The following is a 13,246-nucleotide window of genomic DNA, read 5'->3' as shown; positions in this document are numbered from 1 at the left end:
TATTAGCAATAATACCTACAAAGAAAAAGCAATGTTGGATTACGACAACATTGCTTTTAGACTAACATGAATCAAAATTCAACTAACTCAAAATTTTACGGATCTCGATCCAATTCTTTAACTTATGAGATAAGTAAAAACTTTGCTGTAAAATTAACTTCCATGAATTTAACATATCTCTAACACCTATTGCGGCATATTACAAAAAACAAAACTCAAATTCATGAATTTTAAGCCTTGTTCATTTTAAAGGTGGAATTTTTGTGTTTTTCTTGATTTTGTACTCAAATAAATCCTTGGCACTATTGTATTATGGACACTTTATTGCCTTTAAAAACCAATAGTTTTCCCTTGTTCTGTGTTACAAAGAACAAGCTATTGCCCTCAGCATTTTTTACCTGGGCCATTGCTTTTGCATCTCCTGGAACTAGAAACCCACTTCTTGTTGTTTCTATGGACTCAAAACCACCTTTTCCGTCTCCTTTTAAGAAAATACCGTTTAAAGCATCATATCGTCCAATAAAGATTTCATTGCCAAAATCATTGCCAACACCTAGAATGTCATCAATTCCATCACCATCAATATCGGTCAACAACAAATCCTTCAAAGGTGCCAATTGGGCTTCAACGGGAAGGGGGTGGATAGCAAATCTGCCGTTGCCCAAATTCTCCAGATAAATACTCTTATCATAATTCCCTTGCAGTATCAGGGCATTCTCAAATTCATCTTCATTGAACATTGTACTTAAACTGGCTTCTGCATATTCCCTGAAGTAATTAAACTTGCCCCTGAACATAGGACTTTGCACATTTATATCTCCCCAAAAATTTACAGGATAAGGCTTATAGCCCCCATTTTTATCTTTAAAATATGCAAAACAGATGGGGTCTTGACTCCCATTATTATCAAAATCTTTTGACACCAAGTGCACAGGTCTTTCGGCAGATGGCTGGTAAAAATTGTTCCGGCCCAGATTGCCCGCTACAAAATCAAGGTCTCCATCACCGTCCATGTCCCGGGCCCGAATAGCTTCCCACCAACCCAAATGGGACTCAATTCCTGCTTCTTCAATTTTGCTGAAGAAGGTCAGTTGATTTTTGAAAAAACTAATGGGCATAAACTCTCCCAAAACCACCAAATCCTGCAATTGATCGCCATCATAATCTGCCCAAATGGCATCTGTTACCATTCCCACATTTCTTAGCTCGGGTGCATATTCGTCCGTAACATCCTTTAATGTGCCATTGTAATTTTTTAATAAAAAGCTTCTTTCGGGCAATGGATATTTACCTACCGGGGTTCTACCTCCCACAAATAAGTCCACAAATCCGTCACCATCAAAATCCGCGGCTTTAACAACCGATCCACTAGCATGTATTGCTGGAATGCGACTTTGGTCATGGGCAAAATTTCCTTTTCCATCATTTATTAAAATCCGATCTGTATAGAATTCACTATCAGCAGCAAATTCATTGCTACCGGAAACCATATAAAGATCTAAATCCCCATCATTGTCAATATCGAACAGTTCCATTCCTTCTTCCTCATAGCCCATATCCGTTGCATTGGTGAACATTGCACTTTCTGTAAAGTTTCCATGAGCATCTTGGAGAAGTAAAGTGGGAGAATACCCCGCAGAGCTTCCAATAATGACATCCTCCAATGAATCTCCGTTGATGTCCCCAACCACAAGACAAGGTCCATTTTGGGTCAATTTGTGGGGAAGGGTTCGTTGTTGCGAACTGAAGTCCACAAAATCTTGTTCCTTGTGTTTGAAATTGATTCCCAACTCGCTTGAAATCTCAGTTACTATTTCTTGCCTTGGATTTAATTTCAACTTCCCTGAATGAGGATCATCCATTGCTTTGCTGGCACTATAATCAATATGTACCACTTGATTGGATGGAACGTTCTTCAATTTGCTATAATTTCCATCTGGCCACTGAATTTCAATGTCAGAAATAGTGCTATGCGATCCCACACCAAAGTGAATTGTAGGATCAACCGAGGACATATAGCCCCTAGTAAGATAGTGCTGATAGTATTGTGCTTGTTTTTCGCCATAACGGATCAGAACTTTTGTGCCGATGGCCAAGGGGTTTTTGGCATCACCCTTTAATTGAATGCGCAGGTAGTTTGCATTCTTGTATTTTGTTAATTCAGAGCGGTTTTCGAAAATAAACGCCTCCTCATTAATGTTGTTCACCAAATAATCCAGGTCTCCGTCTCCGTCCAAATCGGCGTATGCCGCCCCATTGGAAAAAGAAGGAATATTTAGTCCCCATTCATCCCCTACTTCCTCAAAGGTCCAATCCCCTTTATTTTTATAGGCATAGTTGGGGATTTTGACCACTGGAATGGAATCTAAAATCTGTTTAGGGCTCAGAAATGATGAGGCTCCCAATCTAAAATCTCCAAAATCCCTGTCCGTAACATCCCTAGGAAATCCGTTGGTTACCAATAGATCCCTAAATCCGTCATTATCCACATCAATTAAAAGTGGGGACCAACTCCAGTCCGTTTTTGATATTCCGGCCATTAGGCCGACTTCACTAAAATTTCCTTCGGGCCCCGCGCCTTTGTGCAGCATGTTGCGCATATATTGATATTGGTAATCGTATCGCTCGTTAAGAATATATTCGAGGTAGTTGGTATTCCCAATTGTGGTTTTCATTCGTTGGTTGGTCTCGCCCAACATATCAAGGGTGATAATATCCAACAGACCATCATTGTCATAATCAGCAATATCGGACCCCATGGAGAACTTGCTTTGGTGCTTTATATAATCTTCAATATTGTTGGTGAATGTTCCATCTCCATTATTGATGTAGAGCAAATTATTGGTTAAGTAGTCGTTACTCACATGAATGTCCGGCCAGCCATCATAATTAATATCCGATATGGCCAATCCCAAGCCAAAACCTTCATATACAATACCAGCTTCAATGGTCACATCGGTAAAAGTTCCGTCCCCGTTATTGTGATACAATCTATCATTGCTTATGGCTGAGCCATCATTTATTTTTGGGCGGTAGTTTGTGGGAAGCGTATGCACTTGTTGGTTGTTGAGCACATATAAATCCAAAAGCCCATCTTTATCATAATCAAAGAAGGTGGCATTCATGCTGTTCCTAGCGTCATCAATGCCATATTTGCCCGCCATTTCACGAAATATGGGCACTCCATTTTTGTTGAGGCCCTGATGTACAAAAAGCAAATTTTTGGTCAGTTCGCTCTCATTTTTCATTGCGGTGCAAACATAAATATCCAGCCAACCATCCAAATTAACATCAACCACCGCAACCCCAGTACACCAATGCTCGCTTGCCTCGATACCGGATTCTTGGCCAACATCCTTGAATCTAAAATCGCCTTGGTTCAAGTACAGTTTGTTTGCTACTTGATTTCCCGTGAAAAAAATATCGCTCTTACCATCGTTGTTGAAATCTCCGATGGCCACTCCCCCACCATTAAAAATATATTCGTTGGTGAGGATATTGAAGCTATCGGTCTCAACGATTTTATTGTTAAAGCCTATTCCTGTCCTTTTAGCAGGTACTTGCCTAAACAAGGCCGAATCATCTTTTTTACATGAAACGAATAGGACACCGATGCATATAAGCGTAAAAATCTTTCTCATGGGAAACTGGATTATTCATTTAGCCAACAGGGTATTTCTTAGTATGATTTAGCCCCGCTACCCTGAATGATGAAATACCCTAAAAGGCCTTGATTTTTTATCAAGGCCTTCCGGGTTTTAGTTTCTAAAATAACAATTCATTCTAATAAGCCGGATCCTGGGTAAGGGTTGGCTGTCCATCCAATGCAGACCTATCTATGGCCTCTATTGGAATCGGGAAAAACTCGTTTTTGTTCTCCTCAAAGCTACTGCCCTGCAAGTATGTCCTGTGTTCCGACTCACTCTGAATGTAGGCATTTAACACTTCAGCTGCTACTCCCCAACGCTGAAGATCAAAGAAGCGGTGGCCTTCCATTGCAAACTCCAATCTACTTTCAAAGCGTACGGCATCACGGGCCAAATCTTGATCGGTCCAAGGCGTGTCATAGGTGCTTATTTCGTAATTCGCTGCATATTGGCCATCAACAATGGTAAAGTCATTACGCTCTTCTCCCTGTGTGGCCAAAGGCACAAAACCTTCTGGGTTCGCTGCTCTAGTTCTGATCATGTTTACCAACTCGCGCGCTCTTTCAAGGTCTCCAAGTTCAACTTCGGCTTCTGCAAGCCAAAGAATAATCATGTCCAATCGCATTATTCTATAATTGTTGGCAGAAAGATTACCCCATCCCCCTTGACCAAATGCCTCTGGTTCGGCCACATGTTTCATACTGAAAAATGGACCGGCGTAGGTAAGATCACGAACAAAATCTGTCTGGTAAATTTTAAAGCCTTTGTAAAGGATACCAGGCCTACCAACGGTGTGGTCTATTCGTGGATCTAGAGGACCCGCATAGTCAGAAAGGGTTGTGGTTTCATCAACAGTTGCGGGCACATCTTCATTATCAAAAGTGTCCAACATTGGAAGCCCTGATTCAGTCTTGTATGCATTTACCAAGTTTTGGGAAACTTGATAGAATCCACAGCATCCCCAAGGGTCGGTGTAAGGATGTGCAAGACCTATCCCCCTATTTGCTGCATCTCCTGATGCACTATTGATGGCATATTGAACCTCAAATATGGATTCTGAATTGTTTCTTGTGGCCACCAAAAAGTTATCTTGAAAATTGTCAACCAACGAGAAAGGACCATTGTCCAGAATATCATCTAAAATGGTTTTGGCCTCTTGCAATTTAGCAGTGTTGGCGGATCCATCTGAATTCCAACCTTGATACATTTTGGCCTTGGCCAAGAAAGCCATAGCTGCCCATCTAGTAGGCCTTCCCACATCACCTTGACTTTCAGGTAACACGGCTGCAGCAGCTTCAAAATCCGCTTCGATAAATGGCCATATTTCCACATCATTGGGCACCTTTGTACTTTCAAGGTCGTTCAAATCAAAGGCTTCATCATTGATATAGGTTGGCATTCTCCACATTTTCCTTGCTTCAAAATGAAACAGTCCTCTTAAGAAACGGGCTTCTGCAATTATCTGTTGTTTTTGTTCATCAGTAGCATCTTCAACCTTTTCCAACGTGGTAATTACGTTATTGGTAGCTGCAACTCCTTTGTAAAGTCCCCGCCACTTATCTCTAATGTGCACATTGAATGATTGAAAGTCATACGCTTCTATAAAAGACTGCTCCGGTTGATCACCCGCATCAGTTCCTTTTAAAGCATCATCCGAAGCTAAATTAAACACCCAGTTATGAATATCATTGTGCCATGTCTGACCTGTAAGTCCTCCACCAGGAACCATGGTATAGGCCCCTAGCAAAAGTCCGTTTACACCATCAAGGGTAGCGACGTCTCCTTCACTAAACTGCCCTTCTGGTTGTCTGTCCAAAAAATCGTCTTTGCAGCTCAGCATCAAAACAAGTGAGCCGAGCATTACAAAAAATATTGAGATTATCTTTTTCATCTGTATAAACATTAAATTTTTCATTATTTAAAAGTAACATTCAGTCCTAAAATCACTGTTTTTGCCACAGGTTGGGCACCACCATCATAACCAAGGGTTAGGTTTCTTCTAGAGTCATCCCTGTCTATTGACCTTGCATCATCGGCACTTACCAATTGAACTTCTGGGTTAAGCCCGGAGTATTTGGTAAAGGTGAACATGTTTTGACCTTGGACATAGAGTTGAGCTCTGGAGAGACCAATTGAGGATAAAATCTTATCAGGGAAATTATACGTCAATTGAATGTTCTTAATCCTGAAAAAACTGCCATCTTCAATAAGATAAGAAGAAGGTCTACTACTAATTTGATCGTTAGCATCCATAATAGGTGAAGTAGCGTTAGGATTGGCAGCTACCCAAGTACTTGGATCAGCAGTGGGGTTTGTAGGCTGCCATGCATCATATAGCGCTCTTCTACTTCTGTTCCCCTGAAAGGTATTGAAGTCCGCAAAATATCGCACGTAGTTGAAGACATCGTTTCCTTGGGAGCCATTTCCAAATATATTCAAGTCCAGATTTTTATAACTCAAATTAACATTTATCCCATATGTGAAATCTGGATGTGGGGTTCCAATAACTGTGCGGTCATCATCATTTATCACCCCATCATTGTTCACATCGGCCATTCTAAATTTTCCTGGGGCATTATAATCGCCATAGGGCGCCCAAGCATCAGCTTCGGCTTGTGACTGGAAAATTCCGAGTACCTTAAAGCCATAGAAAGAGGACAATGGCAAGCCAGCTTCTGTAATGGACAGGGCCGGAATTCTTCTACTTTCACCAAAAATCCTTGTGCTTTCACCTTCCAGTTGATCAACATTGTTTTTATAAGTAGAAACGTTGGCGCTTACCTCATAGGAGAAATCTCCTTTTCTGTCGCCGTAGCTAATTCCTAGATCAACACCTTTGTTCGTCATTTGCCCTACGTTAAAAGCAGGTTCATCTGCTTGCCCTGCGGTATAGGTTACCGGAACGTTGATAAGCATGTCTGAGGTAACTCTTTTCCACAAATCCAAGTTAACGGACAGCTTATTGTCCAACATCACCAAGTCCAAACCAAGGTTGTTTGAAGTGGTCGCCTCCCACTTGGCATTGGGGTTACCAAAAGCTCGTGGCGAAAAACCGATTCTGGGCGATCCAGTAGATCCATCAATGGGGTAGCCTGCTGTAATAATATCGGAGCGATATGTAGTGTAGGCATTGTAGTCCCCAATTTGCTGGTTACCTGTTTTACCCCAACCGTATCGAAGTTTTAAATCGTCTATCCAAGTAACACTATCCATGAAGTTTTCTTCAGAGACCCTCCAACCCGCACTAAAGGCTGGAAAAAAGGCACTTCTCGATGCTTGTTGAAACCTAGAGGAGGAATCGTTCCTTAAAATTACCTGGGCCAAATATTTACCATCATAGTCATAGTTTAATTGACCAAACTGAGACCACAATGAATAATCTTGCCAAACAAAACCTCTATTGGTAGAGGTAGTAGCATCACCTAAATCTAAATAACTAAGGATATTGGTGGTTTCAAAAGCAAATCTTTGTCTGCTTGCCTCTAGCCGCTCTTCAAACTGTTGAATTGATTCTACACCAACGTATGCCTTAAAATTATGTATTTCATTTAAAGTTTTTGCATACGTCAAGGTGTTTGTCCATGTCCATTGGTATTCATATTGTTCCCTAGCGGTTGAACTATTGATAAAGTTACCCTCAACATATTCTGGTTGTGGACGTCCTAAATCCCTTTCCCTTTGCACACGGGCATCAACACCAAAACTGGAACGTACCTCTAGATTTGGCAATAGCTCATAGTTTACATAGGCATTTCCCAAAAGGCGCAAACCATATCTTCTATCATCCTTGTCCCTTTGTAATCTTGCATACGGGTTAAAGTTATTTCCCAAATTGGCACCTCTACTTCCAGCAAAGTTTCCTGCTATATCATAAATGGGCAGCAGCGGATGGTGTTTGTATGCCCCGGAAACAGGACTTTGCTCATCATTATTGGAAACAAACCCTTTAAGATTATCAAAAGAAGCTGTGAAGTTTTCGCCAATGGTCAATTTTTTGTTCAAAGCTTTAAACTCCGTATTGGCCCTTAGCGATACCCGGTCATAGCTAAAGAATTTAATGATACTATTTTGGGAGAAATATCCAAGGGTAAAAGCGTATCGTGCATTCTCAGTTGCTCCAGAAGCCGATATATTGTGATTTAAAATTGGAGCCGACCTGGATATCTCTTGCCACCAATCGGTATCGGCTGAACGTGTAATTGCGTAAATATTGCCTTCTTCCAAGGCATATAGGTCTGGATCTACACCTGGGTCACCTTCATTGGCACCGCTCGGAAACACATAATCTGGTATGGTTACTTCGCCATTAGGACCAAATGTATACTGGCCATGACTAGGTGTTTTTCCGGCATATAAATCCGCCAGATACAAATAGTTGCCCAACTCCCTGGCATTCAAAGCCTCCACGTCATTAGCAGGAGACTGGATACCATAGTATGTGCTATATTCTATAGTGGGTTTGCCTACTTTACCTTTTTTAGTGGTAATGATAATAACCCCATTTGCCGCCCTAGACCCATATATGGAGGCGGAAGAAGCATCTTTTAATACCTGCAACGACTCAATATCGTTAGGATTTAGGTTGGATTGCTGCTGCGACGGAACACCATCAATAATGTACAGGGGATCGTTATTGCCCAATGTACCAAAACCACGAATACGGACAGTTGCTCCACCGCCGGGTTTAGCATCATTGACAATGGTAACCCCTGCGGCCCTACCTTGCAATTGTTGTGAAAAAGTTGTGGCAGGCACGGACTGCATCTCTTCGGTGTCCACTACGGTTACAGCACCTGTTAAATCTTTTTTGGCCTGCGAACCATATCCTGTTACAACAATCTCATCCAATCGATTTGCATCTTCTTCCATGGTTACATCGATTGTGGTCTGCCCATTTACGGCAACTTCTGTTGTCCTGTACCCTATGTAACTTATTACCAGGGTAGCATCACTATCGGCCTCAATGCTGTACTTACCATCAAAATCGGTTTGGGTTCCAGTTACTGTTCCCTTTACCACTACGTTGGCCCCTGGCAAGGGTCCTGTCTCATCAGACACCGTACCCGTAATAGTTTGGGTTTGGGCATGTGCAAGACCCATACAAAGTACAGCTGCCAAAAAAGTAATTGTCTTGAAAAAAGGTTTTTTCATAATTAAATTTTAGGTTGGTTTAGTTAATTAGTTTTGTTCTCATCAACTACGATGAAGAATTAATTTAAGTGAAGTAAACTTAATTTTTAAAGGCCTTACTTGGTGAGATATACGCCATTATACGCCTTCAAATTCATGAATTTTATAATAAAAGAGATAAAATTTTATGCATTTGTAAATTTTTGTCTTAAAAACAAAACCTCATGGGTTTTTGAAAAAAATCCAAAACCAATGGTTTTATGTGATGAGATTTCCGTTTTCATCCCATACAGCAATTTCATTTCGGGTACTTTGGTCAATACATTTTGCGATCCATTCAGGGTCATATTCCATACCATGTTGGTCCAAAACTTCTTGTGGAACACCATCCCAAATATTGGGTTGATTCCCCTTATAGCCCAAGTCGGCTATACCAACTTTTGAGGTATAATATCCAGTTACCGTTAAATTGCGCATAAGGGCAAAAAATTGAATTTCCAAAGGTTGTTCATCCAAAGGAATATCAATATCATGAAAGGCTATGGTGTCTAAAATTTGTTTTTGCTGCTCTATTGAAGCAGCCTTAAATTCTTTATTAAATAGCGTATTGCATTTATGGTCCAGCCACATGAGCCCCCCTTTTAGCGTAAGCTGTAATTCTGGAATGTCCTTGGCCATAAATTCGATGAACTCTGGCACTTTGGCCTCTATTGGGCCACCATGGGGCTCTTTTGGAGGTAGAATGATGGTACTTAAAACTGCTATGGTCTCCAACTCATGTTCGTTGAAAAACTGCTCACTATTTAGCTTTTCAATGCGTTCCAACTCTTCTGGGGTCCTTCCGAAGTGGGCAACATCCGCTTTCTTGGGAATGTCCAAATCGGTGTCGGGTTTACAACCATGGAATGCCATGGCAGATGCTCCTGCACCTAAAATGATGGTCTGTATACTTTTTCTTCTATCCATCTATTATAAATTTTGTTGCTTTAACTGTTCAATGATATAATCTGATGCTCGCCATGACAACGCCAAAATGGTCCATGTACAGTTTTTGTCGGCCTGTGATGTAAAAGGCCCTGCATCTACAATAAATACATTGTCCACATCGTGCAATTGGTTGAATTTGTTCGTCACCGAGGTTTTGGAGTCATTGCCCATGCGCGTAGTACCTACCTCATGGATAATTCTACCTGGCGCAAGCAAACCAAAATCAATGTTGGCAGTAGGCTTGTCACCGAGAGGTTCACCTCCCATATTATGAATGATTTCCTCAAAAGTATCCTGCATGTGCTTGGCCTGTTTTACCTCCAAATCAGACCATTTGTAATTGAACTTTAGCACTGGTATTCCAAATTGGTCAACGGTACTAGTATCTATCTCACAGTAGTTTTCTTTTCGGGCAATACCCTCACCACGCCCTGCCATATGTATCACTGAGCCATAATATTTTTTTACATCATCACGAAGAACATCACCGTAGCCACCAACATTGAGACCGAAAAACTTATTGAATTCGTTGGTATTAAAACCAAAACCATAGTTGGGTTGCCGCATGCCTCCACCTATTTCAATGTGGTACCCACGAGGAAAATCCAACTTACTATTGTCTCCCCACCAAGGGGAGTAGACATGCATCCCTCCTGTGCCGTCCTCGTTATAAGAAACTTTGCGGTTCATTAGCCCCGGAATGAAGGCTGAACGACTAGCTCCTGTGGAGTCATGCAAATACTTGCCCACATGGTCACTACTATTGCCCAATCCGTTTGGATGTTGTTTACTTTTGGAATTCAGCAATATACGGGCAGAACTACAGGCCGAAGCTGCAAGTACAACCACTTTTCCACGGAGCTTATACTCCTTTCTATCATCTTTACTGATATAAGATACTCCTGTGGCCTTGCCTTCCTCATTGGTGGTTACCTCACGGACCACCGAATTGACAAACAGTTTAATTTTACCCCCATTTTTTTGCGCAGGGAATATTAAACAGCTTCCAGATGAAAAATCGGCATATACCGAACAAGATCTTGAACACTGTCCACAATAAAAGCATATGCCTCTTTCTTTATTTATGCGTTTCGTAAGCATGGAAAGACGACCAGGTATGACCGGCACTCCCGATTTTTTGGCCCCCTGTATGTAAAAGAGTTCATGGAGCCTTGGTTTGGGAGGGGGCAGAAAAAAACCATCTGGGTCATTTTCCAAGCCTTCGTTGGTTCCGTAAACACCAATGAGCTTATCCACCTTATCATAATAGGGCTTCACATCCTCGTACCCGATAGGCCAGTCTTCCCCATATCCATCGCGGGTTTTTCCTTTAAAATCCTTAGGGCCAAACCGAAGCGATATTCTGCCCCAATGATTTGTTCGTCCTCCCAACATATGCGAACGAAACCAATCGAATTTTGTCCCAGGCTCGTGCGTATACGGCTCACCTTCAATTTTCCAACCACCGTAAGCCATATCCCAGCCTCCAAATGGTCTTGTGGTGCCCGCTCCTCTATTTGGGGATTCATACGGCCATTTTAACTGGGTCATGGTTTTAGGGTCGGCCGGATCAAAAAATGGTCCCGCCTCTACAACGGCAACGTTGAAACCAGCATCTGCCAACTGTTTGGTGGCCATACCACCTCCTGCTCCAGAACCAACAATAATTACATCATATAATTCTGGTGCCTCTTTGATTTGCATAGTAAACTTTTTGATTAATGATTTGAGGAAATGTACCATTAACACAAAAAAGACTTGTCAATTCAATAACAAAGTGCACTCAAATTCAAGAATTTTATAAAATTGTAGAGGTATGAATGAAAAAGTAATGGATTATTTAATTCCTAAAGTAGGCTAGTGTTTTTATGGACTAGTTTTCGTATTCTGCAATATCCCGTCTACATATACGCCGATTAAATGTGTCCTAATTTTAATTGAAGTCTCTGCACTGTCTGCATCCAATTTTACTTTCATCGTTTGGGACGGAAAAAGGGGCATATGGCAACTTATGCAATTATCCAGATTTTGGGAAGTAAGATTTGCAGTATTGTGCAAGTCCTTCGGAGAAGCATGGCATTCAATACATTTAGAGTTAAAATGCTCTGTCTTTCCCCTTTGATTTTTGTGGGGGTCATGGCATGTAGTACAACTCATGGTCTCAGAATTTTTAAAGCACTGGCTGCTTTTTAACAAGCCATATTGGTTACCATGCACATCAAGTTTAGACTCTGGCCTTCCAAAACGATAGTTTCTCGCGTATGTGTCCAGTTGTTCCCCAACCACATAGGAAAAAGGGTTATCCTTTATCTGTATTGAACGTAGTCCTGAATGGCATTGCACACAAACATCCATTTTTAATTGTCGCGACAAAGTATCAATTTTAATGACCACGTCAGATTTCAGTTCTCCTAAATTTCCATTTCTGTATGCTACATGTTTCTTTAATGGGCCGTGACAGCGTTCACAATCTATGCCGTACATAAAGGATTCCCTTTCATATAAATTGGAATTACCCTTTCTGTCCTTATTTTGGGCAAATGTGGTGTGACATTTAATACAATTGTCATTTACCGGTCTCTTATATCTATGATTGGGAAAGCCCGGGCTGTTTATCCAACTATCTGATAAGGTGAAATATGACGCCTGCAACTGAAAAAGCGAGTCACCACTGAAATTCAAATGGGATTGCCCCTTTACCCCAGAACCAATTACTACATCTATTTTGGAAACATCAATTACTTCGCCGTTGGTTTTAGATTTTATTGCTTGAAAATACCCGTTCTCATCAAAATAGGTATGTACCGTTCCATCTAGCAACTCTACCTTGTTGGATGACTGGTTAAAATGCCCCTCAAGAGTTTCTCCGTCAGCAATGGCTGATGTGTTGAAATGGGCCGTTTTTAGATGACTCTGGTAGATATCTTGATGACAAGGTATACAAGATGCCGATCCAGCAAACTGCTCTCCATTGTAATGTACGGGCATTGGTTCTGGAACTGTCTGGTACTCTTCTTTATCCTGAAAAACTAAGATTATGAAGGCAATGGTAAGGGCCATTGCCAAAAATAGTATGAAGTCTTTTTTTCTTAGTTTCGAAAACACATGTAAAAATTCAATAGTCTGATTAAGAATTACTTAAGAAAAGGATTCTTAGTAATAAAACAAAATACGGGGCTTAAAGCTATTTTAAATATTTGAACAATCAAATTTCAAACACAGAAATCAGAGCTATGCCAAATACAATGCCCTAAGATAGTATTGGTCAATTGACTTGCTCTTTTTTAACTTTCCATGATTGACAGGATGGTATTCATGACCAAAGCTTTCCTCATAAAAAAGATTTTGCCAGCCAAATATTTAAAGTTTTCATTGTCTAGTCGGTTCCATGTTACTTTAAAGGATTAAAAGAGATTCAATTAAACTCATTTCCGCTTAGACCGAAGAGACACCATACATCTTTAGTTTACGATGTAAACATA

Annotated in this window: 6 protein-coding genes; all 6 read right to left on the bottom strand. The window is 40.9% G+C overall.

What is annotated here, in order from left to right; genetic code table 11:
• Positions 1-302 precede the first annotated feature (302 nt).
• The gene (locus AB1A65_RS09210) at positions 303-3,641 is read right to left on the bottom strand and encodes a VCBS repeat-containing protein (protein ID WP_366588126.1); all 3,339 of its coding nucleotides are present in this window, start codon (positions 3,639-3,641) and stop codon (positions 303-305) included.
• Between the two features lie 142 nt (positions 3,642-3,783).
• A complete protein-coding gene (locus AB1A65_RS09205; protein WP_366588124.1) occupies positions 3,784-5,538 on the bottom strand; it encodes a RagB/SusD family nutrient uptake outer membrane protein in 1,755 nt (584 codons plus the stop codon).
• A gap of 23 nt (positions 5,539-5,561) precedes the next feature.
• A complete protein-coding gene (locus AB1A65_RS09200; protein WP_366588121.1) occupies positions 5,562-8,798 on the bottom strand; it encodes a TonB-dependent receptor in 3,237 nt (1,078 codons plus the stop codon).
• Between the two features lie 237 nt (positions 8,799-9,035).
• On the bottom strand, positions 9,036-9,743 hold the full coding sequence (locus AB1A65_RS09195) for a gluconate 2-dehydrogenase subunit 3 family protein (RefSeq protein WP_366588119.1): 708 nt from the start codon (positions 9,741-9,743) through the stop codon (positions 9,036-9,038).
• A 3-nt stretch (positions 9,744-9,746) separates the two neighbouring features.
• Positions 9,747-11,468, bottom strand: coding sequence for a GMC family oxidoreductase (locus AB1A65_RS09190; RefSeq protein WP_366588116.1), 1,722 nt, complete (start codon positions 11,466-11,468; stop codon positions 9,747-9,749).
• Between the two features lie 162 nt (positions 11,469-11,630).
• Complete coding sequence (locus AB1A65_RS09185; protein ID WP_366588114.1) at positions 11,631-12,824, bottom strand: multiheme c-type cytochrome; 1,194 nt, start codon at positions 12,822-12,824, stop codon at positions 11,631-11,633.
• Positions 12,825-13,246 lie beyond the last annotated feature (422 nt).

It is taken from the genome of Allomuricauda sp. ANG21 (assembly GCF_040705235.1).
GTDB lineage: Bacteria > Bacteroidota > Bacteroidia > Flavobacteriales > Flavobacteriaceae > Flagellimonas > Flagellimonas marina.
This window is presented reverse-complemented; position numbering and strand designations above follow the sequence as displayed.